This is a genomic window from Pseudomonas antarctica, from assembly GCF_001647715.1.
Taxonomy (GTDB): domain Bacteria; phylum Pseudomonadota; class Gammaproteobacteria; order Pseudomonadales; family Pseudomonadaceae; genus Aquipseudomonas; species Aquipseudomonas antarctica_A.
Genome location: NZ_CP015600.1, coordinates 243,460 through 266,870 on the forward strand (window position 1 = coordinate 243,460; position 23,411 = coordinate 266,870).

18 protein-coding genes, 1 tRNA gene and 1 pseudogene are annotated in these 23,411 nt (G+C 58.9%); 12 read left to right on the forward strand and 8 right to left on the reverse strand.

Annotated features, from left to right (window positions below):
• Window positions 1–7: 7 nt before the first annotated feature.
• A complete protein-coding gene (locus A7J50_RS00920) occupies window positions 8–370 on the forward strand; it encodes a DUF4810 domain-containing protein (RefSeq protein WP_064450132.1) in 363 nt (120 codons plus the stop codon).
• A complete protein-coding gene (locus A7J50_RS00925; protein WP_064450133.1) occupies window positions 367–1,017 on the forward strand; it encodes a DUF799 domain-containing protein in 651 nt (216 codons plus the stop codon). Before A7J50_RS00920 ends, A7J50_RS00925 begins: the two co-directional genes overlap by 4 nt.
• A gap of 47 nt (window positions 1,018–1,064) precedes the next feature.
• Here the strand turns inward: A7J50_RS00925 and A7J50_RS00930 are convergent, their stop codons facing one another.
• The 3 genes from A7J50_RS00930 to A7J50_RS00940 form a co-directional block, all read right to left on the reverse strand.
• A complete protein-coding gene (locus A7J50_RS00930) occupies window positions 1,065–3,278 on the reverse strand; it encodes a M10 family metallopeptidase C-terminal domain-containing protein (RefSeq protein WP_064450134.1) in 2,214 nt (737 codons plus the stop codon).
• Window positions 3,279–3,370: 92 nt separating this feature from the next.
• A complete protein-coding gene (locus tag A7J50_RS31740) occupies window positions 3,371–4,657 on the reverse strand; it encodes a M10 family metallopeptidase C-terminal domain-containing protein (protein ID WP_064450135.1) in 1,287 nt (428 codons plus the stop codon).
• A gap of 182 nt (window positions 4,658–4,839) precedes the next feature.
• Window positions 4,840–6,744, reverse strand: a complete 1,905-nt coding sequence (locus A7J50_RS00940) for a M10 family metallopeptidase C-terminal domain-containing protein (RefSeq protein WP_237140876.1) — start codon at window positions 6,742–6,744, stop codon at window positions 4,840–4,842.
• Window positions 6,745–7,302: 558 nt separating this feature from the next.
• On the opposite strand from A7J50_RS00940, the gene A7J50_RS00945 reads away from it, so the two are divergent.
• From A7J50_RS00945 to A7J50_RS00955, 3 genes are all read left to right on the forward strand, one after another.
• On the forward strand, window positions 7,303–8,931 hold the full coding sequence (locus A7J50_RS00945; protein WP_064450137.1) for a vWA domain-containing protein: 1,629 nt from the start codon (window positions 7,303–7,305) through the stop codon (window positions 8,929–8,931).
• Between the two features lie 155 nt (window positions 8,932–9,086).
• Window positions 9,087–9,659 (forward strand): RNA polymerase sigma factor, encoded by a 573-nt coding sequence (locus A7J50_RS00950; protein ID WP_064450138.1) that lies wholly within the window; start codon window positions 9,087–9,089, stop codon window positions 9,657–9,659.
• On the forward strand, window positions 9,656–10,252 hold the full coding sequence (locus tag A7J50_RS00955) for a hypothetical protein (RefSeq protein WP_064450139.1): 597 nt from the start codon (window positions 9,656–9,658) through the stop codon (window positions 10,250–10,252). Before A7J50_RS00950 ends, A7J50_RS00955 begins: the two co-directional genes overlap by 4 nt.
• Before the next feature lie 131 nt (window positions 10,253–10,383).
• Here the strand turns inward: A7J50_RS00955 and A7J50_RS00960 are convergent.
• The 3 genes and pseudogenes from A7J50_RS00960 to A7J50_RS00965 all read right to left on the reverse strand — a co-directional run.
• Window positions 10,384–11,253 (reverse strand): annotated as a pseudogene (locus A7J50_RS00960) (Abi family protein); the annotation flags it as partial.
• A gap of 12 nt (window positions 11,254–11,265) precedes the next feature.
• On the reverse strand, window positions 11,266–11,391 hold the full coding sequence (locus A7J50_RS32065) for a hypothetical protein (protein ID WP_257784283.1): 126 nt from the start codon (window positions 11,389–11,391) through the stop codon (window positions 11,266–11,268).
• A 233-nt stretch (window positions 11,392–11,624) separates the two neighbouring features.
• A tRNA-Arg gene (locus A7J50_RS00965) sits at window positions 11,625–11,701 on the reverse strand.
• Window positions 11,702–12,072: 371 nt separating this feature from the next.
• On the opposite strand from A7J50_RS00965, the gene gabD reads away from it, so the two are divergent.
• The 3 genes from gabD (at window position 12,073) to A7J50_RS00980 (ending at window position 16,339) form a co-directional block, all read left to right on the forward strand.
• Window positions 12,073–13,515: an NADP-dependent succinate-semialdehyde dehydrogenase gene (gabD, locus tag A7J50_RS00970; RefSeq protein ID WP_064450140.1), complete on the forward strand. Its 1,443-nt coding sequence runs from the start codon at window positions 12,073–12,075 to the stop codon at window positions 13,513–13,515.
• A gap of 198 nt (window positions 13,516–13,713) precedes the next feature.
• On the forward strand, window positions 13,714–14,991 hold the full coding sequence (gene gabT, locus A7J50_RS00975; RefSeq protein ID WP_064450141.1) for a 4-aminobutyrate--2-oxoglutarate transaminase: 1,278 nt from the start codon (window positions 13,714–13,716) through the stop codon (window positions 14,989–14,991).
• A 139-nt stretch (window positions 14,992–15,130) separates the two neighbouring features.
• Window positions 15,131–16,339, forward strand: a complete 1,209-nt coding sequence (locus A7J50_RS00980; RefSeq protein WP_064450142.1) for an HDOD domain-containing protein — start codon at window positions 15,131–15,133, stop codon at window positions 16,337–16,339.
• Between the two features lie 34 nt (window positions 16,340–16,373).
• On the opposite strand, the gene A7J50_RS00985 is transcribed toward A7J50_RS00980, so the two are convergent.
• The gene (locus A7J50_RS00985) at window positions 16,374–17,375 is read right to left on the reverse strand and encodes a sensor domain-containing diguanylate cyclase (protein WP_064450143.1); all 1,002 of its coding nucleotides are present in this window, start codon (window positions 17,373–17,375) and stop codon (window positions 16,374–16,376) included.
• Window positions 17,376–17,562: 187 nt separating this feature from the next.
• Window positions 17,563–18,747 carry a delta-9 fatty acid desaturase DesA gene (desA, locus tag A7J50_RS00990; protein ID WP_064450144.1) on the reverse strand — a complete coding sequence of 395 codons (1,185 nt, stop codon included), beginning with the start codon at window positions 18,745–18,747 and terminating at the stop codon, window positions 17,563–17,565.
• A gap of 166 nt (window positions 18,748–18,913) precedes the next feature.
• Here desA and dibA point away from each other — a divergent pair, with 166 nt between their 5' ends.
• The 4 genes from dibA to cysT all read left to right on the forward strand — a co-directional run bounded on the left by dibA (window position 18,914) and on the right by cysT (window position 23,405).
• Window positions 18,914–20,827, forward strand: coding sequence for a phosphodiesterase DibA (dibA, locus tag A7J50_RS00995; RefSeq protein ID WP_064450145.1), 1,914 nt, complete (start codon window positions 18,914–18,916; stop codon window positions 20,825–20,827).
• A 301-nt stretch (window positions 20,828–21,128) separates the two neighbouring features.
• The gene (gene oscA / locus A7J50_RS01000; protein ID WP_003170956.1) at window positions 21,129–21,311 is read left to right on the forward strand and encodes a sulfur starvation response protein OscA; all 183 of its coding nucleotides are present in this window, start codon (window positions 21,129–21,131) and stop codon (window positions 21,309–21,311) included.
• A 65-nt stretch (window positions 21,312–21,376) separates the two neighbouring features.
• Entirely contained in the window at window positions 21,377–22,387 is a 1,011-nt protein-coding gene (locus A7J50_RS01005; RefSeq protein WP_064450146.1) for a sulfate ABC transporter substrate-binding protein, read from the forward strand.
• Between the two features lie 199 nt (window positions 22,388–22,586).
• Window positions 22,587–23,405: a sulfate ABC transporter permease subunit CysT gene (gene cysT, locus A7J50_RS01010; RefSeq protein WP_064450147.1), complete on the forward strand. Its 819-nt coding sequence runs from the start codon at window positions 22,587–22,589 to the stop codon at window positions 23,403–23,405.
• Window positions 23,406–23,411: the final 6 nt, after the last annotated feature.

Sequence of the window (23,411 nt, forward strand, 5' to 3'; positions counted from 1 at the left end):
TACAAGGATGAGCAAGGCAGTTAAGTTGGCGCTGATGCTGACAGCAATCGCAACGGTCGCCGGGTGCCAGACGGCGCCCCAACCCCTGTATCAATGGGAAAGCTACCAGGCAGAGGTTTACGAGTACTTCAAGGGCGAGCCCAAGGGAGCACAGGTGGAAGCATTGGAGCGCGATCTGCAAAAGATCAACGCCAGTGGCCGCAAGGCGCCGCCGGGTTACCACGCGCACCTGGGCATGCTGTACCTGAGCATGGGCAAGGATGACCAGATGGTGCAGGAGTTTCGCACCGAGAAGGCACTGTTCCCCGAGTCGGCTTCGTACATGGACTTTCTGCTGAAAAACGCTAAAACCGGAGTCGCTAGCAAATGAGCCTGTTAAAACTTACCGGCGCCTTGCTGGCCCTGGCTTTGCTCGGCGGCTGCGCGGCGCCCAAGACCATTGATTACACGGCGTATAAACAGGCCCGGCCGAAGTCGATCCTGGTACTGCCGCCGATCAATGAATCGCCGGAAGTGCAGGCGTCCTATAGCCTGGTTTCGCAGGTCACCTACCCGTTGGCCGAAGCGGGCTACTACGTGCTGCCGATTGCCCTGGTGGACGAAACCTTCCGCCAGAACGGCCTGACCACCGCCAACGATATCCAGGGCGTGGCACCGGCCAAGCTGCATGACATCTTTGGTGCGGATGCGGCGTTGTACATCACCGTCAGCGAGTACGGCACCAAGTACATGCTGATCTCCAGCGACACCTCCGTGACCGCCTCGGCCAAGCTGGTAGACCTGCGCACCGGCACCACCTTGTGGACCGGTTCGGCACGTGCTTCCAGCGAGGAAGGCAACAACAACAGCGGCGGCCTGGTGGGCATGCTGATCTCGGCGGCGGTCAAGCAGGTGATCAACAGCTCTACCGATGCCGCGCACCCGATTGCCGGTATCGCCAGTGTGCGTTTGCTGTCGGCCGGGCAGCGTACGGGGCTTCTGTATGGTCCGCGTAATCCCAAGTACGGTACCGACTGAGTCACCGGTGTGAGAAAAACCCGGCCATTACGGATGGCCGGGTTTTTTTATGCCTGTTTCTGCGGCTCTTTGCGGTGCTGCTGGATCAGCTCTGCGCGTGTCGCGGCACCTCTTGAGGCGTGGCTATTGCCCACCTGGCCGATGATCGAACCGTAGTGCAGCGCAATGATTTCTCCGGTGTTGGCTGAAATCAGCGGAGAACCGGACGTGCCCGGTATTTTGTAGGCGTCATGATAGAAGGCGCTTTGGGCGCCGCTGTCGGTGCTCCGCCCCAAAAGCGTGGTGGGCTTGCCTTCGGCGTTCAGGAAAGAAATACCGAGCCCTTGTTGGCCGTGGTTGGGCATAAAGATTTTTTGTCCGGCTTGGGCCTGCGGGTTATCGGCCAGTTTGAGTGGCGGGAATTGCTTGGCCAGCGTGTTGATCTGCGCCTGGGGCAGGTCGACCCGCAACTCGGCGTAATCCAAGTGTGCGTCGCTGCTGATAGCGTGGCTGTCCAGCGGCACCTTGCGTTCAACGCGCATGCGGCCGCTCTCATCTTCGGTGTAACCCAACCACAGTTCGAGCTTGCTGCCTTTGGCGAGTGCGTCGTGCACATGTTTGTTGGTCAATACGCTGGCGCCTGTGTCGATCAGTGAGCCGGTGCCCAACGTAGTGTAATGAACCCGGTCGTAGCCCCATGAGTCGCGCACCACGGTCACCTCGCGAATGCTGCCCACCGCTTTGGCAGAGGTATACATGGGGGAGTTCTTGAGCGACTCACTGGACCAGTTCTGCAGGGAAAAGGGTGCGCGCTGCGGGGCGTTGGTTTTGCCTGTGGGCCCAGGGAGAGTGGGCAATGTTGAGGTGGCTGGCGGTGCTTGTGGCACCGTGCGGTGCACCGTTGAGCCATTGACGATCACATCGCTGGCTTTGATTGCAGCGCTGCTCCTGATGAACAGGTCGGCGTTGCCGTTGCCGTTCAAGTCGATGGACAGGCTACTTTCCCGGGTGCTGGGGTTGTAGCCCAATACCGCTTCGCCCGCCCGGCCGCTAAAGCGTGCCACGAAGCGCAGGCTATCGACACGTGCCTCGCGCAATGCCCCGGATACATCAATCTTGTCTTGCCCGCTGCTGAAGTCGGTAAGCAGGTCGGAGTGACTCAGGGTGGAATCACTGGCCTTGTCGTAGACAAACGTATCGGCTCCGGCGCCGCCGGTCAGGCGGTCTGCCCCTGCGCCACCTTTCAGGCGATTGTTCGCAGCGTTACCCGTCAACCGGTCATCTCCCGAGCCGCCGATGGCGTTCTCGATGGTCACGCCATTGGCGATGGAGACGTTGCCTTGCATGCCACCGACATCAGAAAAGTGCTGGGCGTTGAGGTTGATGCGCTGGTTTTGGTGAAAGCCGGAAAAGTCCAGGGTGTCATTGCCGCCGCCGTCCCATATGCAGAATACGGGGGCATCATTTGAGGACCGGAGGCTGAACGCTTCGCGCCCGGCGTTGGCATTGAAGCCGTAGGTTGTGTCGGTGTTGCGGGTTTTGTAATTGGCGCCATACAGTTTTTGCACGGCCGTGATGTCGTCCATCATTGGGGTGCTGGGGTAGTAGGTGCGCTGGTGCTTGGCGAAGTCATGGCCGAGATTGCCTTCCCACCAGTAGCTCATGATGCTGTAGGCGCGGGTGTCTTCGGCATACTTGGCATGGGTGGCGTAACTGGCACCGGCGCCATTGTAATTACCGGGATGCAGCAGGCCCAGGGTATGCCCGATTTCATGGTTCATGAGCCATTGCCCGAAATGGTCCTGGCTGGGGGGCCTTTCCTTGCCATCGGAAGCGATCCAGACCTGCGTGCCGTCGCTGTAGATGCCGGGGTAGGAGCCTTGTCCGGCAACGCTGAGCTGGGAGTCGTTGCCTAATAACATCTTCCCTTCGGCGTAGGGCGCGTTTTGCGTAAACGTGATATTGGCGACATCCGACCAGTACTGCATTGCACGGATGGCGTCGTCTTTTTGCGCGGCGGTAAATTTATTGGCCCCCTTGGGCGTATTGAACGGTGCTTTCGAAGCTGTAAAGAACTGGAAGGAAATGCGCGTGACACCGTCATTATTGAGGTCTTTCCAGCGAAAGCCCATTCGGGTGATTTGTGCTGCGGCCTGGTCTGTGTTGTAGGATTTCTTTTTATTGCCCGGGGTTGAAAGAGTGCTCGCCGGTTGGCTGTTCGGCTCGGCGGCCTGCGCATTCGAAAAAGCAGACGTGATAAGGGGCGGGTTGATTCTGACCATGGATTTTTACCTTCTGTCAGTCGCTGACGCTATCTACGAAGTCCGGCGCTGCTTCAGACGTGAACGCTCAAGCAGCGCCTTTACCTGAAAGGTTATCTGGGGGTAATAAGGCCGGTGATATCGTGAGGCCTGATCAACTGGGTACTCTTCACCAGAAAGTCGGTTTGGCTATTTCCGGTCAGATCAATGGCCACAAAGTACCGCTGGCTATACGGGTTGAACCTCACCAAGGTGTCTCCCGCGCGCCCTGTGTAGGCGTTTACCAGTTGCAGCTGAGTGCGGGTTTCTTTGCTCAAGCCCGTGAGGTCGATCTTGTCTCTGCCACTGACAAAATCGAGGATCAGGTCGGCCTTGGCCACGGTTGAGTCGCTCGCCTTGTCGTAGACAAAAACGTCCGCGCCACCGCCGCCTTTCAGAGTGTCTGCGCCGCCACCGCCCTTTAGCCGGTTGTTCGCGTTGTTGCCGATCAACGTGTCGTCATGGGCTCCGCCAATGGCATTTTCGATGGTCACGCCTTTGGCGATGGAGACATTGCCTGTCATTCCGCCCACATCCGAGAGCGCTTCGGCGTTCAAGTTGAGGGTCTGCTTCTGGTCGAAGCCGGAACAGTCCAGCGTATCGTTGCCGCCGCCATCCCATATGCAAAAGACCGGCGCGTCCCGTGACGACGTGAGGTTGTAATAGTCGCGATCGGTATTGGAGTTGAAGCCGTAAACGGTATTATCGCTCCGGGTCTTGTAGTTGGGGCCGTAGAGCGCCTGCACCGCCGCAATATCATGCAACATCGGCGCAGCCGGGTAGTGAGTCCACTCGCCGTTTTTCGAGAAGTTTTGACCGCTCCGGATCTCGGGGTTGTAACTCATCAGGCTATAGGCTTGAGTGTCCTCAAGATAATGGCGCGCCGCGGGGTGTTGGGTGTAGTCCCCTGGATGATCCAGGCCCAGCGAATGACCAATTTCATGGGTCATGACCTGTCGGTCATGACGATCAGTCTTGGGTTGCGCATGCTCCTTGTCCAGCCATGCCTCACCGCCTTTCTTGAAGTTCCTGGGAAAGGGCAGGGACGCATAGGATTCTCCGTCACCGTCGTAAAGACCCAGGGTAAGCCGGCCCTCGGTACTGGCACTGTTCTGCGAGAACTTGATACGGGCAACGTCGGCCCAGGCTTGCATGGACATCCGCGCCAGTTTCTTTTGTTGCTCACCTAATTCACTGGCGTCCTTGGGCACATTGCTGACCGCGCGCGGATTGCCGGGCGTGAAAAACGCATAGGCAATATCAACGACACCGTCGCGGTTGCGGTCTTGCCATTTAAACCCTCTTTCATTACTGGTACGCAGCAGTTGCCGGGCGGCTTGATCGGTGGAGTAGGACGCCAAGGCGGGGGCCTTTATGACATCGGGTGGTTGAGTGGCGTGTACAACTGCGCGTACCGGGTAAGACGGTTGACTAACTGGCAACATCTACTTGAATCCTTTTAATAGGCAAAGTGAAGCGTGAGCTTTAAGGCTCATGGGTGAGTGGAGTTGTTCAGGGGTTAATGTATTTAAAGGGGGCTGGTTTACCAGGCGCGTGAAAATGCGTTGGCCCGAACTGTGGTGCGTGTAGTTAAACCGATGATGTCTTCAGGTTTTATTATTTGAGTGCTTTTGACTAGAAAGTCTGTTCGACGATTACCCGTCACGTCCACGCCCACGAAGTATCGACCGCTGTGCGCGTTAAACTTGACCAGGGTGTCGCCAATTCGCCCTGTGTAGTGCTCGACAAGTTGAAGGGGTGTGCCGATGTTCTTTATCAAACCGGTGAGATTGATCTTGTCTTTGCCACTGACAAAATCGTTGATCAGATCAGCATTGTGATAGGTCGAGTCGCTGGCTTTTTCGTATGTGTGTGTACTTGAACGGTGGTGCGTGGGGGGAGTCACTGTGGAACGATTGCTCGGTGTCTCCGGCTGCTTATCCAGGGTTACGGTACTTGTGGGCGCGATGATGTCCACCGGTTTGACTTGCCCGTGGGCTCGGATCAGCAGGTCGGGTTTGCCGTTGCCTGTCATATCGATAGCCACGCTGGCGCTGCCACTTTGCTCGTTATAGGTGAGTACGGTCTCACCCGCTTTGCCGGTCATTTCGCTGACAAATGCCAGGCTGGCGACATTGGCGTGTTTCATTGCCGCGGACACATCGATTCTGTCGGTGCCACTGATGAAATCCACGAGGACGTCCGGGTTATCCGGCGTGGAATCGCTGGCCCTGTTGTAAACGAAGGTGTCTGCGCCGCCACTACCCCGCAGCCGGTCACCGCCTGCGCCGCCGGTGAGCCGATTGCCGGCGTCGTTACCGATCAGAGCGTCGTTGCCTGAACCGCCGATGGCATTTTCCAGGGTGACGCCCCGGGCGATGGAAACGTTGCCCTTGAGCCCGCCGACATCCGAGAACGAGCCGGCCTTGAGATTGATGGTCTGGTTTGCCGTGTAGCCAGAGACGTCCAGGGTGTCGATGCCACCGCCGTCCCAGATGCAGAACACCGCAGCGTCCCGGTTGGAGTTCAGGGTGTAGTAGTCCCGCTGGCTGTTGGAATTGAAGCCGTAGGTGGTGTTGTCCTGACGGATTTGACGATTGGCGCCATACAGTTTCTGGATCGCGGAAATGTCATCCATCATCGGAGCCGCAGGCGAGGTCCTGCCGTGGTTTTTGCCACTTTTTTCCGCGCCGAAATAGCTCATGACGGTATGGGCTTTCGAATCCTGGGCGTGATTCCATTGGCTTGCGGTCATGCTGCCATTGTAGTTGCCGCCATGTGACAGCCCCAGGGCGTGACCTGTTTCGTGAATCAAGTCGTTGGGGTTTACCCGCCTGGGGTTGTAGAGGGTCGAGCCTCCATCGGGATGGTTGCTTGGGTAATAGCCGACAGCGGTGGACACGCTATTTGATATACCAAATGACATTCTCCCCTCTGTTCGAGGCCCGTTTTCCTCGAAGACAAGATTGGACACATCGCTCCACGACTGCATGGCACGCCGCGCCTGGGCTTTCTGGCGCTCATCGAACTGTCCGAAACCCGTATTGAACGAGTAGGAAACAGAGGTTTTGCCGTCACCATTTCGGTCAACCCACTGGGTGTTTTCCCGCGTGAGGTTGTCGCTGGCCTGGCGTGCATCGAAAGAGCGTTTATTCAAGCCGGCCGCATACGGGTCGTCGGGCCGCAATGTTGGGTCTTTGCCGTCCCAATTGCGCGTGGTGGTTGTGTCGGGTGTCGTGGGGTTGGTTGTAGGAGTTGGATCCAACGGGCGTCGTATGACGGGTTGAATAAATGGCCTTACGAAAGGATGCCGAAGGAAGGGCTGCACGAGTGGACGGAAGATCGGGTGGTTGAAAATCTGTTGAGTAAAGGGTCGAAGGATCGGCCCCAAGAAGTTTTCAGCGTAATTCGGTTGTTGCAGTAGAGGTGGCCTGAAGTCGATTCGCATGAGAACAATCCATTTTTTGTTGTGAGATGGATTCCTTTTTTTATATGGAAAGTGCATGTCCGTTTGCTGTAAATACCTTCGCACTCTATAAATGAATTGCCAATGGGGTATATGTTTCTTGAGTGTGTTGGCTGTTCAGTGCGTCATGCTTTGTAATGGGGGTTGTGTTTATTATTTTTTAAACTCTGTGTGTGTGGCGCTGATTTTGAAAGCGTTGCTCGTGGGTGTGAAAGCGTACATTTCAATTATGTTTAATATGTCTTCTTTGGTAATACAGAAATTTTTACAGTGTTAACGTTTTTGTTAACGTATTTAGCGGTCAGCCAGTAGATCATCTTATTTAAGTGCTTCTATTCTCGAAGTTTCCCACAGGCTGGATGTTTTTTTTGGACTTAGCCTTGCTGAATAAATGACAGCTCTCTGTGCTGTGATCTGACAACGGGCTCAGCGTGCACTGGGGGAGAGTGCTTGGCGAAGAAACTTCGAGCCTTAACCCGAACCCAGGGTGCTTTGCGTCTGAACCTATGAACGGACTATTCACTGTTGAGGTTCAGCGCCATGTCACAGGCTCCTTTATTACTGCGTCCCATCGGCTGCAGCATTGTCGTTACCGTGCTGGCGGCGCTCGTCGGCTGCGGGCTGTCATCGTCTCGAGAGGCTGCCAAGCCTGTCGCAGAAACGCCCGCAGCGCCTAGCCCTGAGGGGGCCTTGGCCAAGCGGGCGGCGGCCCCTGTGTTGATGGCCTCGCAAAGCGTCATGCATGACTCGGTGGCGTTGGCGTACCTGGACGCGCCTCGAGAGCAATACCAGAACCTGCCCGATAACCCGGTCTACAGCGTTGCACAAACCCCGGTGTCGACGTTCAGTGCAGACGTCGACACCGGCAGTTACGCCAACGTGAGGCGCTTCCTCAACCAAGGTAGCCTGCCGCCTGACGGCGCTGTGCGTCTGGAGGAAATGGTCAACTACTTCCCTTACAACTATGCACTGCCCACCGACGGCTCGCCCTTTGGCGTAACCACCGAAGTCGCCACGACGCCGTGGAACCCGCACACCCGATTGTTGCGCGTCGGCATCAAGGCGTCTGATCGCGCGGTGGCGGATCTGGCGCCGGCCAACCTGGTGTTTCTGGTGGATGTCTCCGGCTCCATGGACCGCCGCGAAGGCTTGCCACTGGTGAAAAGCACGCTGAAGCTGCTGGTGGATCAGCTGCGTGAACAGGACCGAGTGTCGCTGGTGGTCTATGCCGGTGAATCCCGTGTGGTCCTCAAACCGACCTCCGGCCGCGAAAAAACCACGATCCGCAACGCCATCGACCAACTCTCGGCGGGTGGTTCCACGGCGGGCGCATCCGGCATCGAACTGGCCTACCAGATGGCGCGCGCAGGGTTTATCGACAAGGGCATCAACCGCATCCTGCTGGCCACCGACGGTGACTTCAATGTGGGCATCAGCGACTTCGACAGCCTTAAGCAAATGGCCGTCGACCAGCGCAAAAGTGGTGTCTCCCTGACCACCCTGGGCTTTGGTGTGGATAACTACAACGAGCACCTGATGGAGCAATTGGCTGACGCAGGCGATGGCAACTATGCCTACATCGACAACCTGCGCGAAGCGCGCAAGGTGCTGGTGGACCAACTCGTCTCGACCCTGGCGGTGGTGGCGCGGGATGTGAAACTACAGGTGGAATTCAACCCGTCCCAAATCAGTGAGTACCGGCTGCTGGGCTACGAAAACCGTGCCTTGAAGCGTGAGGATTTTAACAACGACAAGGTCGACGCTGGTGAGATCGGCGCAGGGCATACAGTGACTGCGTTGTACGAAATTGTGCCGAAGGGCGAGCAGGGCTGGTTGGAGCCATTGCGTTACGCCACGGCCCCTGCGGTTGAAAACACGTCCGCTGAGTTGGCGCTGTTGCGCGTGCGCTACAAGCCTGCGGCAGGCGGGGCCAGCCAGTTGATTGAGCGGCCCATCCGCAACCAAACCACCCAGGCCAGCGACGATTTGCGCTTCGCCGCCGCCGTGGCTGCCTTCGCCCAACAGCTCAAGGGTGATGGCCGCTACACTGGCAGTATGCGTTTGCAGGACACCGCCGCACTGGCCCGCTCGGCGCGAGGCGATGACCCGTTCGGGCTGCGCAACGAGTTCGTGCAACTGGTGGAGTTGGCGCAGAGTCTCAAACACTGATCTTGGGCCCAATGAAGCGCCAGTGTGGGAGCTGGCTTGCCTGCGATAGCGGTAAGTCAGCACCGCAGAGGCTGCCTGAACCACCGCTACCGCGGGCAAGCCCGACGGCCACCATTGAAAGGTTTTAACGTCTCAAAAGGAGTTCGCCACTTAACATGGTCGTTTCAGACGATTCACCCAGCGACGAATCGCTGCTGGCCCGTTACCGAACCGGTGACGCTGCTGCGTTCGAGGTCTTGTACGCGCGGCACCGCCAAGGTTTGTACCGGTTCCTTGTATCACTGAGCAACAAGGCCGAACTGGCTGAAGAGGTGTACCAGGAAACCTGGCTCAGCCTGATCCGCAGCAGCACCCAGCCACAAGGCCGAGCGAGCTTTCGTACATGGCTGTTCCAGATTGCCCGCAACCGCCTGATTGATCACTGGCGCAAGCACGGCGTGCACAACCCGTTGCACGACAGCTACGATGAGCAACTGCACGCCCAGGCCGACGACAGCGCCGGCCCTGAGCAGCAACTGAGCCTGAGCCGCGATCAGGCGCGCCTCGACGCCGCGTTGCAAGACTTGCCCGAAGACCAGCGCGAAGTCTTCCTGCTGCGCCTGCACGGCGACCTCGAAGTGCCGCAAATCGCCGCGCTCACCGGCGCCCCGCTGGAAACCGTAAAAAGCCGCCTGCGTTACGCCCAGCAGAAACTGCGCCGCCTGCTGGCCGAGGAGATACCCGCATGACCGACTCCCGACACCCCCAGGATTGCGACGACGTGTTGCTCCAGCACTTTCGTCAACACACCGCCGGCGAACCGCCTGCGTCCCTCGACGCCTTCATCCTCAACGCCGCCCGCCGCGAAGCCCCGGCACCGCAACCGAGCCTGTGGCAACGCTGGCTGCACGCCTGCCAACGCCCGCGCTGGCAAATGGCATTTGCGACCGTCGCCGGTGTGGCACTGATGATCGGCGTGGTGATGCGCTCGCCCGTGCCACAACAGGAGGTGGCCACAACGACGTTCTCCGCGCCCCACCCAGAAGCAGCGCGCCCGGCGCCGCAAGCGTTTTCGGCCCCCGCGCCCGCGCCTATGGCCCGCATGGCCGCCGCACCGCCGGTTCAGGCTGAGGTCGCCGGCTTGATGGCCGATGCGCCGGCAGTGAAACTGAGCAAGCGCGCGCCGGTAGCATTGCCTTCGTTGGAGGAGGGGTTGCAGGAGATTGTGAACCTGCGCCTGGCCGGAGCAACCAGAGCGGCGGATGAGAAGCTGCTGGCGCTGCATGAACGCTTCCCCGAGGAAGACTTGCCGGCGCGGTTGGAGGCGTTGCAGAAGCGGTAAGAGAGTGAATACTTTTGTCGATTGACGAGCGATGGTAAGCCTTTATACTTCTTCGCAACACGGCCCCTGTCGGTTGATGCGCTTCGGTGCTGAGACTGCTCAGGGGTTTTTTATTGCCTGTATTTTTTCATTTACCAACTACGGTTCTGCCAATCGTGATCGACCCCCATACCCTCTAAATTTAAATCAAGATGGTGTAAGTCTGGAAAATCGTTTTCCATCAATGTCTTAAGTCGTCTTCCCCAGCTTGACGATGGATTGATGACTTGCATCAGATGTTGAGTGATGCACATCAACATGAATGGCCGGGCCCGCCGATGCACGTCATCGTGAAATGCCGACAATGAAGGTGCTTGCTCTACAGGCGGTAGTTTTGGCTGGTCGACAATGTTGCGATTCCAAAGACGACTGTGATGAGCGCATACATTTCTCAGGTAATTCAGACTACGCAACCAACTGGCGAAGGTCCTGCCATTGCTGAAGCCGTAGGCCTCAGAAATTGCGTCCTGGTCGCTCTCTGTCATACCTGAGTAGAGGGTCGACAGTGTGCCAAAATCCCACACCTCACACGCCACCCAGACCGGCAGTGGTAGGCCATATTTTTCCTTGTTATGACGGATGAAATCTTCGTTTGAGCGGTTGATCAATACAGCGTGTTTCCCGACCCACACATGATGTTTGGTTAACCCAGTTTTAGCTTCCAATTGGATAGAGAAGCTCTCGTGGAAAAAATCAGGCTTCAGGTAGGCGAATTTGTCGTGTCTACCTAATGTGTGTGAAATATCCACTCGCAGGGCTATTTCAATGCGTTCCAGCGCATCCAGAGTCAGTAGGCGGAGCTTTTTATCGAAGACATACAGGTCGATTGCATTCTGGAAGGTGGTACCGGGCTTGAAGGTATCGAGTGGGATTCGCGTAGGTTTCGTTTTAGCGGGTTTCTGATATCTATGCTGGATGAGCGGACAGCAGAGTTCAGTGCGCTCACGAAAGGCAAACCAGTAGCCGCTGAGGCGCTAGTAGCCGATGCGCTCCAGGTACTCCAACGCTTTAGGTTGGTCAGTAGCGGCCATGCCTCGCGCGCGAAGCAGTTCGAATTGTTCCTGATAGCTCTGCCAGGGTTTTGGATAACCACGCGTCATCGATAAACTACCCTGGCAGCCGTGTGGCAGGCCTTTATTTTTTTGAGGTTCAGCCTGGAAACCTGAGCGTTCTTGATCGAGCGGTTTCTGTACTGTGAAGCGACGAGCAATGTACCTCTTTTGTCGCAGCTTCCTATGGCTGGAAGCTTTTAGAGACAAAGACCCCAAAGATCCCAAATCTAAAATGCAAAAAAGCCCCAGGTCTTTCGACCTGAGGCTTTTTCTTGCGTATCTGGTGCACCCGGCGGGATTCGAACCCACGACCCCTGCCTTCGGAGGGCAGTACTCTATCCAGCTGAGCTACGGATGCTTGTGCGGGCGACATCATACCCATGTCGCCCTTGGGCGTCCATGCCGGTCTTTGGCCGTTTATGGGTAGGAATTTGCTGCACCGAGGCCCTGCGCCGGGGACCAGTGATCAATGCGTTGGAACCTGGCCGAATGACGCTGATCAGAAAGATTCGGCAAATGCGCCGTTTTCGTTCTTTTTTTCGAACAGACTATTGCCCTGTACCCCCATTGATCCTAGGATTCGTTTGAGATTTCAAACGCTCTGTCTCCCGTGCGCTTTTTCATTATTCCCGCGCGCTGGGGCTGATTTCCCTGACGGCAGCCCACAAGGCGCCTTTCAACAACTCTAATTCGCTCCGCGTGCGCGCGGTGCTGTTAAGGAAAGCCGACATGCAGCTCAAAGATACCCAGTTGTTCCGCCAACAAGCCTTTATCGATGGCGCTTGGGTCGATGCGGACAACGGTCAAACCATCAAGGTTAACAACCCTGCCACGGGCGAAATTCTCGGCACCGTGCCGAAGATGGGCGCCGCCGAAACTCGCCGCGCCATCGAAGCCGCCGACAAGGCCCTGCCGGCCTGGCGTGCACTCACCGCCAAAGACCGCGCCAACAAGCTGCGTCGTTGGTTTGAGCTGATCATCGAGAACCAGGAAGACCTGGCTCGCCTCATGACCCTGGAACAGGGTAAGCCGCTGGCCGAAGCCAAAGGCGAAATCGTCTACGCGGCCTCGTTTATCGAGTGGTTCGCCGAAGAAGCCAAGCGCGTCTACGGTGATGTCATTCCCGGCCATCAGCCGGACAAGCGCCTGATCGTAATCAAGCAGCCGATCGGCGTTACCGCCGCCATCACGCCGTGGAACTTCCCGGCCGCGATGATCACCCGTAAAGCCGGCCCGGCCCTGGCCGCCGGTTGCACCATGGTGCTCAAGCCGGCCTCGCAAACCCCGTTTTCGGCGTTCGCCCTGGCTGAACTGGCCCAGCGTGCCGGCATCCCTAAAGGCGTGTTCAGCGTGGTCTCCGGCAGCGCCGGTGATATCGGCAGCGAGCTGACCAGCAACCCGATCGTGCGTAAATTGTCCTTCACTGGCTCCACCGAAATCGGTCGCCAGCTGATGGCCGAGTGCGCCAAGGACATCAAGAAAGTCTCCCTGGAACTGGGCGGTAACGCGCCGTTCATCGTGTTCGACGACGCGGACCTGGATAAGGCCGTCGAAGGCGCGATCATTTCCAAGTACCGCAACAACGGCCAGACGTGCGTCTGCGCCAACCGCCTGTACATCCAGGATTCGGTGTACGACGCGTTCGCGGAAAAACTCAAGGTGGCCGTGGCCAAACTCAAGATCGGCAACGGTCTGGAAGAAGGCACCACCACCGGCCCGTTGATCGATGAAAAAGCCGTGGCCAAGGTTCAGGAGCACATTGCTGATGCCCTGAGCAAAGGCGCCAAGCTGCTGGCCGGTGGCAAGGTGATGGAAGGCAACTTCTTCGAACCGACTATTCTGGTGAATGTGCCGAAAGACGCGGCTGTGGCCAAGGAAGAAACCTTCGGCCCGCTGGCGCCGCTGTTCCGCTTCAAAGACGAAGCCGAAGTGATCGCGATGTCCAACGACACCGAGTTCGGCCTGGCCTCCTACTTCTATGCCCGCGACCTGGGCCGTGTGTTCCGTGTGGCTGAAGCCCTGGAATACGGCATGGTCGGCGTCAACACCGGGTTGATCTCCAACGAAGTGGCGCCGTTCGGCGGCATCAAGGCTTCGGGCCTGGGCCGTGAAGGCTCCAAGTACGGGATCGAGGATTACCTGGAAATCAAATACCTCTGCCTGGGCATCTAAGTGCTGTAAGGGATAAGCCCGGCAAGAGATTGCAGTAAACGCAGAGGGCACGAGAGCGCTGACCCTTTGCGTGTTTCAAGACGTTATTCGTAGTGGCCGGGAAAGCTGTGGCAGTCGATCATCGCATGCTGCCGTAGTTGCCTCCCCGCCACGTATTCCTTGGACCCCGCCACCCGATGAGTGGCGAATGAGGACTTTATGAGCAAGACCAACGCCTCCCTGATGAAACGCCGCGAAGCCGCTGTACCACGCGGTGTTGGCCAGATTCACCCGATCTTCGCCGAGTCGGCAAAGAACGCAACCGTGACCGACGTTGAAGGTCGCGAGTTCATCGACTTCGCCGGCGGTATCGCCGTGCTGAACACTGGCCACGTGCACCCGAAAATCATCGCCGCCGTGACCGCGCAGTTGAACAAACTGACTCACACCTGCTTCCAGGTACTGGCCTACGAGCCTTACGTGGAACTGTGCGAAAAAGTCAACGCCAAGGTGCCTGGCGATTTCGCCAAGAAAACCCTGCTGGTCACCACCGGTTCCGAAGCCGTTGAAAACGCCGTGAAAATCGCCCGTGCCGCGACGGGCCGTGCCGGCGTGATCGCCTTCACCGGCGCCTACCACGGCCGCACCATGATGACCCTGGGCCTGACCGGTAAAGTCGTGCCTTACTCGGCCGGTATGGGCTTGATGCCCGGCGGTGTGTTCCGTGCGCTGTTCCCGAACGAACTGCACGGTGTGAGCGACGATGATTCCATCGCCAGCATCGAACGCATCTTCAAAAACGATGCCGAGCCGCGTGATATCGCGGCCATCATCATCGAGCCGGTGCAGGGCGAAGGCGGTTTCTACGTCGCGCCTAAGTCGTTCATGAAGCGTCTGCGTGAGCTGTGCGACAAGCACGGCATCCTGCTGATCGCCGACGAAGTGCAAACCGGTGCCGGCCGTACCGGTACTTTCTTTGCCATGGAACAGATGGGCGTTGCTGCCGACCTGACCACCTTCGCCAAATCCATCGCCGGTGGCTTCCCGCTGGCCGGTGTGTGCGGCAAGGCTGAATACATGGACGCCATCGCCCCAGGTGGCCTGGGCGGCACTTATGCCGGTAGCCCGATCGCTTGCGCTGCTGCTTTGGCGGTGATGGAAGTGTTCGAAGAAGAGCACCTGCTGGACCGCTGCAAGGCTGTCGGCGAGCGCTTGGTGACCGGCCTCAAAGCCATTCAAGCCAAGTACCCGGTGATCGGTGAAGTGCGTGCCCTCGGCGCGATGATCGCGGTGGAGCTGTTCGTAGACGGCGACAGCCACAAGCCGAACGCGGCTGCTGTTGCCTCCGTGGTCGCCAAGGCGCGCGACAAGGGCCTGATCCTGCTGTCCTGCGGTACCTACGGCAACGTGTTGCGCGTACTGGTCCCGCTGACCTCGCCGGACGAGCAGTTGGACAAAGGCTTGGCGATCATCGAAGAGTGCTTCTCCGAGCTGTAAGCGGACCCTGACCTGATCGACAGAAAAAACCCGCCTCGGCGGGTTTTTTTGTGCCGGGTGCAGCACATTCAGGCCTTGTTCATTGTACGTAGGCAGCGTGATTGTCTAAGGTGCAGGCATTGCCGATGGAGCGTGCTGGATGACTGCTGTTGATTTACCGGCTGTACCCCGAGTGTTGATTGCCGAGGCGGACCCTTGGTCGCGGGATCTGCTCAAGCAAGTGTTGTTGAATGTGCGCTGCGACGCACGGCTGGATGTGTGTGCCGATGGGCAGCAAGCCGCCACGCTGCTGCAAGAAAAAGCCTACGACCTGATCCTGGCGGATTGGGAGCTGCCGGGCATCGATGGCCTGAGCCTGCTGCGCAACGTGCGCCAGAAGCGCCGCTCGCCCGCGCTGCCGTTTATTCTGCTGAGCAGTCGCAATGACAGTGCCAGCGTGCGTGAAGCCTTGCCCCTGGCGCCGACGGCGTACCTGACCAAACCCCTGAATATGGAAGGCCTGACCCAGCGGCTGCAAGACCTGCTGCTTAATGAAGGCGAAAGCGTGTATTGCGAAATTCCACCGCTGGCGCCGGGCATGACCTTGCCGGTGTTCCTGGAGCGTCGCCGCGACGCCTGCGATGGCGCGCCGTTGCGGGTCGACGTGAAGGCTGCCGTGCAACAGAGCCTCGGGCCGGATGGCCTGGACCTCCAGCGCCTGGAAGACCGGGTGCGCCTGGACCCGCAAATCACCGCCGTGCTCATCGCCGCGGCCAACAGCGCCGGGCATCATGGCTCGCCGGTACAACACCTGCCGGGCGCGCTGCACAAGCTGGTGCCCGGGCAGAGCATGAACCTGATCCTGGGCCTGACCCTCAAGCACAACGTGGTATTGGGCGATCCGGCGCTAATGGACTACGCCGAGCGCCACTGGCAATTGTCCCAGGCCACTGCCGACTATGCCCGCCGCCTCGCGCGCATGCTGGATCTGGACCACGAGCGCTGTTACAGCGCCGCTATCCTGCATCGGCTGGGGGACTTGGCGCTGTTGCGCTGCCTGGAAGATTGGCGCCTGGGCGGTGGTGCGTTGGATGATGAAGTGATTGGCGAATCCCTGTTCACCTTTGGCGCGGCCTATGGGTCGGCGTTGCGCACGCGTTGGCGCTTGCCGTTGGAGCTGCGTCAGTTGATCGCGGCGACCTATTCACTCGAAGGCGGGGTGTATTCGCGGGAGGCGCTGGTGGTGAACCTGGCCGCGCAAATGGCGCGCCTGACCGAGCATGAGGGGCTCGAAGAACTTGCCAAAGGCAAGACTGCGCGGTTGCTGAAAGTGGGATTGTCGGAGCTGATGCGGGTGCGTAAAGCCTGACAAAAATACACTCACCCCCGCATTTTGTTCAGTGCTAGCCCGCTATTACGCGGTTTTTGCCCTGGCGCTTTGCTTCGTACATGGCGGCATCGGCCCGCGCGAACAGGCTGTCCAGGGTTGAGTCGCCTTCGCGCAGGTTGGCCAGACCCTGGCTGACGGTCACGGTAAACGCTCGGCCCTCATAGCTGAAACCCAATGCCTGGATTTCTTTGCCCAGGCGTTCAGCCACCTGCATCGCCATCTCCGGTGCGCAACCGGGCAACACCGCGGCGAATTCTTCGCCGCCAATACGCCCGAACAGATCGCCACGGCGCAATACACCTCGACCGCTCTCGGCGATACGCCGCAAGACCTGATCGCCCTCCAGGTGGCCGTAGCTGTCGTTGACGTCTTTGAAGTCATCGATGTCCAGCAACAGGAATGCCAGCGGCGCGCCCTGGGCGCAGGCGTTGTCGAAGGCTTGATTGGCACACTCGAAAAAATGCCTGCGGTTGCTGCTCTGGGTCAGCACGTCGGTGGTGGCCAGGCGGTGCAGCTCTAACGCCATCTGCTTCTTTTCGGTGATGTCCTCGGCCATGCCGACCACGATCTTCGGCTCTCCGGGCTCGACCTGCTGGTTGATATAACATTTGTCGCTCAGCCAACGAATTTGCCCGTCGGCAGTGATGATGCGGTACTCACGGTCCTCCACGGCACCGTGCTCCAGCACGCGAGCGAGACTGTGTTCGGCATAGTCGAGGTCTTCAGGGTGAATGCTGTTGCGCCATTCCCGGTAATCGGCCAACAGCAAACCGGCCGAGCGGCCGAACACCCGCTCGTAGGCCGGGCTCACGTACAGCACGCGACGTGTTTCCCAATCAATGGCCCACAGCACGGCATTCACACTGACCAGCAGTGAGCTCAGCAATTGCTCGCGCTCGCTCAACCGCTCGACTTCACCCTGGGCGTGCATCAGCGCCAACAGGGTTGCCGCCGCGGCTGGGCGAGGGGGCTCAGCAGTGGGGGCGTCGGGCAGGCAGGGCTTTTCGTGGACCATCGGTGCAACTCTCTCTGGGCGCGCCGCAGGATGGAACAGCGGTCACTACAAGGTTCACCATGATGGCGAAGTGTTCTTTGAGAGAGGGTAATTGCAGTGAAGTTCCGTGATCGTGACGGATTCGTGGTGCCCGGAAAATGGCGCCAGAAAGAGGGTATGTGGGAGGGCTGGCCCTCCCACAGTGCCGTCAGACCGCTGCAGGGCGCAGCGAATAGGTCTTCAGTTGGTGGGCGAAGTCACGCAGGGACTGGATGCCACTGGCTTCGGCCTCGTGCACCCATTCCTTGATCGCCGCCAGCATATCGTGGCCATTGGAACTGGTCTTCAGCCAGATCTGCTGCAACGCCAGGCGTTTTTCGTAGATCACCGTCAAGGCATGGCTGTGTTCCAGCATGCTCTGGATACGCACGTGGTGGCGGTCATCCAGCAGGCTGGTCTCACGCGACAGCAGGCGCTTGGCACGGTGGAATTGGTGGCGGACCGAATGATCGACCTTCTCCAGCTCCTGCTTGACCAGCGGGCCGATCACCAACTTGCGGTATTGGGCCATGATCTGGAAGCGGTTGTTGAGGATCGCCATGGCGGTGTCCATGTCCAGGTTGCCTTTGCCCTCCACGCGGTGCGCGATTGGCGCGACGCGCTGCACCTTGGCCAGGCGCAGGAAGCTGAACACTTTGATCCACGCCCAGCCCAGGTCGAACTCCCACTTCTTGACCGACAGCTTGGCCGAGTTCGGGTAGGTATGGTGATTGTTGTGCAGTTCTTCGCCACCGACGATGATGCCCCATGGCACCAGGTTGGTCGCCGCGTCGCGGCATTCGAAGTTGCGGTAGCCGATGGCATGCCCCAGGCCGTTGATGACGCCGGCGGCCCAGAACGGAATCCACATCATCTGGATCGCCCAGATGGTGATGCCGATGGTGCCGAACAGCAGCAGGTCGATCACGCCCATGATCGCCACGCCCAGCAGTGGGTAAGGCGTGTAGATTTTGCGCTCGATCCAGTCGTCCGGGCAGTTCTTGCCATAGATGCGCAGGGTCTCGGGGTTTTCCGCCTCGGCGCGGTACAGCTCGGCCCCCTTGCGCAGCACGGTGGACAGGCCTTTGATGACCGGGCTGTGCGGGTCGTCGACGGTTTCACATTTGGCGTGGTGTTTGCGGTGGATAGCAGTCCACTCGCGGGTGTTCTGTGCCGTGGTCAACCACAGCCAGAAGCGGAAGAAGTGTTTCAGGCCGGCATTAAGCTCCAGGGAGCGATGGGCTGAATAGCGGTGCAGATAAACCGTGACCCCAACGATGGTCACGTGGGTCATCAACAGAGTGACTGCCACCAGTTGCCAGGCTGACAGGTCAAGAAAACCGTTGTACCACATAGGCTGTATGGCCCTCAGATAAAGTAAAAAACAGCTCACGCATTATCACTAAGCCTACAGAGAAAACCAGCCGCCCTTTCAGATAGAAGTGACTGGATGTTTCTTATTCTATAATCCGCAGCCTTTGTGGGGCGATTTTGTTTTTTTGGTAAGGATTACTGACCCTATGCTGTTTTCGTACCGAGGTGCCCTGCGTGTGGGGCTGGTATATCTGCTGGTTTCGATTGTGTGGCTCCAGCTCAGCCATCATCTACTGATCGACTTTCTCGATGACCCGCGGGAGTTGGTCCGCTGGCTTCAGCTGCGCGGCTATGTGTGGGTGGCCCTCAGTGCGTTGGTTATTTACCTGATTTGCGCCCGTTTTGCCCGCGCCCACCAGTTTCAGCAACCCCTGCAGGAAAACCGCGAGCGCCTGCGCCAGGCGGCCGCGGTGTTCGATTGCACGCGCGAAGGGGTGCTGGTCACCGACGCCCAAGGGCTGATTGTGCACGTCAACCGAGCGTTCATGGAGATCACCGGCTACTGCCGCGAAGACGTCATGGGCGAGCGGCCCAGTCTGTTCAAATCCGGGCGCCATTCGTCGAATTTTTATCAGCAGATGTTCCAGGTCCTGGAACACGAGGGTGAGTGGAGCGGCGAAATCTGGAACCGGCGTAAAAGCGGCGAGATTTATCCCCAGTGGCAAACCATCCGTGTGATCCACGATGACCAAGGCCAGGTCAGCCATCACGTCGCGGTGTTTTCCGATATCAGCGCCATCAAGGACTCCGAGCACGAACTGGCGCACCTCGCCCATCACGACCCGCTGACCGACCTGCCCAACCGCCTGCTGTTTACCGACCGCGCCGAACAGGCGCTGGCCTCGGCGCAAGTGCACAAGCGCGGCTGCGCGTTGCTGTTGATGGACCTGGACCACTTCAAGATCATTAACGACAGCCTCGGCCATAACGTCGGTGATCAGTTGCTCAAGGCGGTGGGCGAGCGGCTAAAAGGCCTGTTTGGCCCCGGCGTGACGCTGGCGCGCCTGGGTGGGGACGAGTTCGCCGTGCTGGCCGAAAGTTGTCCACAGGTGATTCAGGCTGCCGCGATGGCACAGCGCATGCTCGATGCGATGAAAGAACCGTTCGTGTTCGATGGCAACCCGTTGTTTATCAGCGCCAGCGTCGGCATCAGCCTGTTCCCCAGCGATGCCCTGAGCGCCCAACAGTTGCTGCGCAATGCCGACTCGGCGCTTTTCAAGGCCAAGAGCGCCGGCCGCGAAGGGTATGCGTTGTACACCGAAGAGCTGACCGCCCACGCGCAGAATCGCGTGGAAATCGCCAGCGAACTGCGCCGCGCCCTCGAGCAGCAAGAGCTGCGTGTGTATTACCAGCCTGTGCATAACCTGCAGGACAGCCGCCTGATCGGTGTCGAAGCGCTGGTGCGCTGGCAACACCCGGAGCGCGGCCTGGTGCCGCCGGGCGAATTTATCCCCATCGCCGAGCGCACCGGGCTGATTGCCGATATCGATGCGTGGGTGATGGACCAGGCCTGCCGCCAGATGTGCCAGTGGTTGGCTGATGGCGCGCCGCTGAGCTTTATTGCGGTGAATGTTTCCAGCCGTCTGTTCGCCCGACGCGAGCTGTACGAGCAGGTCGCGCAAGTGCTGCATGCCACTGGCCTTGATCCGGCGTTCCTGGAGCTGGAAGTCACCGAAAGCGCGGTGATGGATGACCCCGAAGTGGCCCTTGAGCAACTGCATCGCCTGCGTGAACTGGGCTTGCGCCTGGCCATTGATGACTTCGGCACGGGCTATTCATCGCTGCTGCGCCTCAAGCGCTTGCCGGTGCAGAAGCTCAAGATCGACCAGGGTTTTGTCGCCGGTGTGCCGTGGGATGAAGACGACGCCGCCATCGTGCGCGTGGTGATCGCCCTGGCTAAAAGCATGGGCATGCAGGTGCAGGCCGAAGGCATCGAGCAGGTTGAGCAGGCGCGGTTTCTGTCGGAGCAGGAGTGCGATATGGGGCAAGGTTATTGGTTCGGGCGGCCGATGCCGGCAAATGAAATTGATTGGGGGCGTGCGCCAGCTATCAGGACTTGAAATACAGTCAAAATGTGGGAGCGGGCTTGCTCGCGAAAGCGGTCTGTCAGAAACAGGTGTATTGACTGATTCACCGCATTCGCGAGCAAGCCCGCTCCCACCTTTGGATTTCGGCATGGCTTATTTTCAGTGTCGCACGCGTAAAAAACCTCGCAACCCCACGTCCTGCCAGAAAATTCTTTCTGGTTATATAAACATTCTTAAATAGTATTTTTAAGAATATCCGCGCTTATCTACTATCGCCCTCACGCCGCAAGCAGTGCCGCCACTGCCAGGCACTATTCTTTTCAGGAGCGAGACCATGAGCGCATCTCTACGTAGCGTCGACGGCCAGGACGAAGCAGCCATTTTGCGCGAGATCCAGAGCGCCTTGCGCGACCTGCGGTTTGGCGCGGTGGAAATCACTGTGCATAACGCCCAAGTGGTACAGATCGAACGCAAAGAAAAATTCCGTTTGCAGAACCCGGGTAACAAACCGAGCTAAGCAAAAACGGCGATAGACCCGCAACTATAAGAAAAAGCCAACACCCAGAATTTCAGGAGCCTTCTATGTCGTCGATTCGCCGTTATGCCCTGGCCGCACTGACCAGTGCCGTGTTTGCCGGTTCCGCTGTTGCCAAGGACTACGAGTTGCTGAACGTCTCGTATGACCCTACCCGTGAGCTGTACCAGGACTACAACGCTGAATTCACCAGCTTCTGGAAGAAAGAGCACCCGGGTGACAACGTCAAGATCCAGCAATCCCACGGTGGCTCCGGCAAACAAGGCCGTGCGGTGATCGACGGCCTGCGCGCCGACGTCGTGACCCTGGCCCTGGCCGGCGACATCGACGAAATCGCAAAGCTGGGCAAGACCCTGCCGGAAAACTGGCAAACTCGCCTGCCGGACGCCAGCACCCCGTACACCTCGACCATCGTGTTCCTGGTGCGCAAGGGCAACCCTAAAGGCATCAAGGACTGGGGTGACCTGATCAAGAAAGACGTTTCGGTCATTACCCCGAACCCGAAAACCTCCGGCGGTGCCCGCTGGAACTTCCTCGCCGCCTGGGCCTATGGCCTCAAAGCCGGCGGCAGCGAAGCCAAGGCCCAGGAATACGTTCAAGCGCTGTTCAAGCATGTGCCGATCCTCGACACCGGCGCTCGTGGCTCGACCATTACCTTCGTCAACAACGGTCAGGGCGACGTGTTGCTGGCCTGGGAAAATGAGGCATTCCTGGCCCTGAAAGAAGACGGTGGCGCTGACAAGTTCGACATCGTCGTGCCATCCCTATCGATTCTTGCGGAGCCGCCGGTGGCCGTGGTTGACAAGAACGCCGAGAAAAAGGGCAATACCGAGATTGCCACTGAATATCTCAAGCACCTGTACAGCCCGGCTGGCCAGGAGATTGCGGCGAAGAACTTCTACCGCCCACGCGATGAGAAAGTCGCCGCCAAATACGCCCAGCAGTTCCCGAAACTGGACCTGGTGACTATCGACAAAGACTTCGGCGGCTGGAAAACTGCCCAACCGAAATTCTTCAATGACGGTGGCGTGTTCGACCAGATTTACACGGCGCAGTAAGCCAAAGTACCTGTAGGAGCCCCGCTTCTCTCTGTGAGCTGGCTTGTGTGGGAGCCGGGCTTGCCCGCGATAGCATCACCGCAGTGTGGCTGACACACCGAGGTGGCTGCATCGCGGGCAAGCGCGGCTCCCACATAAACCAGCTCCCACAGAGGAGCGCGCTCCTACAGTGGTTTCTACCTTTTAACCAAGGACTCTTATGTCGCGTCGTATTTCCCCCGTCATACCCGGCTTCGGGCTGACGCTGGGCTACACCGTGGTGTACCTCAGCCTGATCGTACTCATCCCCCTTGCGGCGATGTTTGTGCACGCCGCTCAACTCACCTGGGATCAGTTCTGGGCCATTATTTCCGCACCACGCGTGCTGGCGGCGTTGAAACTGAGCTTCAGCACCGCGTTGTACGCCGCGCTGATCAACGGCGTAATCGGTACGCTGCTGGCCTGGGTGCTGGTGCGTTACACCTTCCCCGGCCGCAAGATCATCGATGCGATGATCGACCTGCCGTTTGCCCTGCCCACCGCCGTGGCCGGTATCGCGCTGACCGCGCTGTACACGCCGACCGGCCTGGTCGGTCAGTTCGCGGCCGACCTGGGCTTCAAGATCGCCTACAGCCCCTTGGGCATCACCCTGGCGCTGACCTTTGTCACGCTGCCCTTCGTGGTGCGTACGGTGCAGCCGGTGCTCGCCGATATCCCCCGGGAAATCGAAGAAGCCGCCGCCTGCCTGGGCGCCAAGCCATTGCAGGTGTTCCGCTACATTCTCGTGCCCGCATTGCTGCCCGCCTGGCTGACCGGCTTCGCGCTGGCGTTTGCCCGTGGCGTGGGTGAGTACGGCTCGGTGATCTTCATCGCCGGCAACATGCCGATGAAAACCGAGATCCTGCCGCTGCTGATCATGGTCAAGCTCGACCAATACGACTACCGCGGCGCCACCTCCATTGGCGTGCTGATGCTGGTGGTTTCCTTTGTCCTGCTGCTGCTGATCAACTTGTTGCAGCGGCGCATCGAACGTCCATAAGGAGGC

Bases quoted from the DNA above. Each gene is read 5' to 3' on its own strand.
- A7J50_RS00920 (WP_064450132.1), top strand. From the start codon at position 8: ATGAGCAAGGCAGTTAAGTTGGCGCTGATGCTGACAGCAATCGCAACG.
- A7J50_RS00925 (WP_064450133.1), top strand. From the start codon at position 367: ATGAGCCTGTTAAAACTTACCGGCGCCTTGCTGGCCCTGGCTTTGCTC.
- A7J50_RS00930 (WP_064450134.1), bottom strand. From the start codon at position 3,278: ATGGTCAGAATCAACCCGCCCCTTATCACGTCTGCTTTTTCGAATGCG.
- A7J50_RS00940 (WP_237140876.1), bottom strand. From the start codon at position 6,744: ATGCGAATCGACTTCAGGCCACCTCTACTGCAACAACCGAATTACGCT.
- A7J50_RS00945 (WP_064450137.1), top strand. From the start codon at position 7,303: ATGTCACAGGCTCCTTTATTACTGCGTCCCATCGGCTGCAGCATTGTC.
- A7J50_RS00950 (WP_064450138.1), top strand. From the start codon at position 9,087: ATGGTCGTTTCAGACGATTCACCCAGCGACGAATCGCTGCTGGCCCGT.
- A7J50_RS00955 (WP_064450139.1), top strand. From the start codon at position 9,656: ATGACCGACTCCCGACACCCCCAGGATTGCGACGACGTGTTGCTCCAG.
- A7J50_RS32065 (WP_257784283.1), bottom strand. From the start codon at position 11,391: ATGACGCGTGGTTATCCAAAACCCTGGCAGAGCTATCAGGAACAATTC.
- gabD (WP_064450140.1), top strand. From the start codon at position 12,073: ATGCAGCTCAAAGATACCCAGTTGTTCCGCCAACAAGCCTTTATCGAT.
- gabT (WP_064450141.1), top strand. From the start codon at position 13,714: ATGAGCAAGACCAACGCCTCCCTGATGAAACGCCGCGAAGCCGCTGTA.
- A7J50_RS00980 (WP_064450142.1), top strand. From the start codon at position 15,131: ATGACTGCTGTTGATTTACCGGCTGTACCCCGAGTGTTGATTGCCGAG.
- A7J50_RS00985 (WP_064450143.1), bottom strand. From the start codon at position 17,375: ATGGTCCACGAAAAGCCCTGCCTGCCCGACGCCCCCACTGCTGAGCCC.
- desA (WP_064450144.1), bottom strand. From the start codon at position 18,747: ATGTGGTACAACGGTTTTCTTGACCTGTCAGCCTGGCAACTGGTGGCA.
- dibA (WP_064450145.1), top strand. From the start codon at position 18,914: ATGCTGTTTTCGTACCGAGGTGCCCTGCGTGTGGGGCTGGTATATCTG.
- oscA (WP_003170956.1), top strand. From the start codon at position 21,129: ATGAGCGCATCTCTACGTAGCGTCGACGGCCAGGACGAAGCAGCCATT.
- A7J50_RS01005 (WP_064450146.1), top strand. From the start codon at position 21,377: ATGTCGTCGATTCGCCGTTATGCCCTGGCCGCACTGACCAGTGCCGTG.
- cysT (WP_064450147.1), top strand. From the start codon at position 22,587: ATGTCGCGTCGTATTTCCCCCGTCATACCCGGCTTCGGGCTGACGCTG.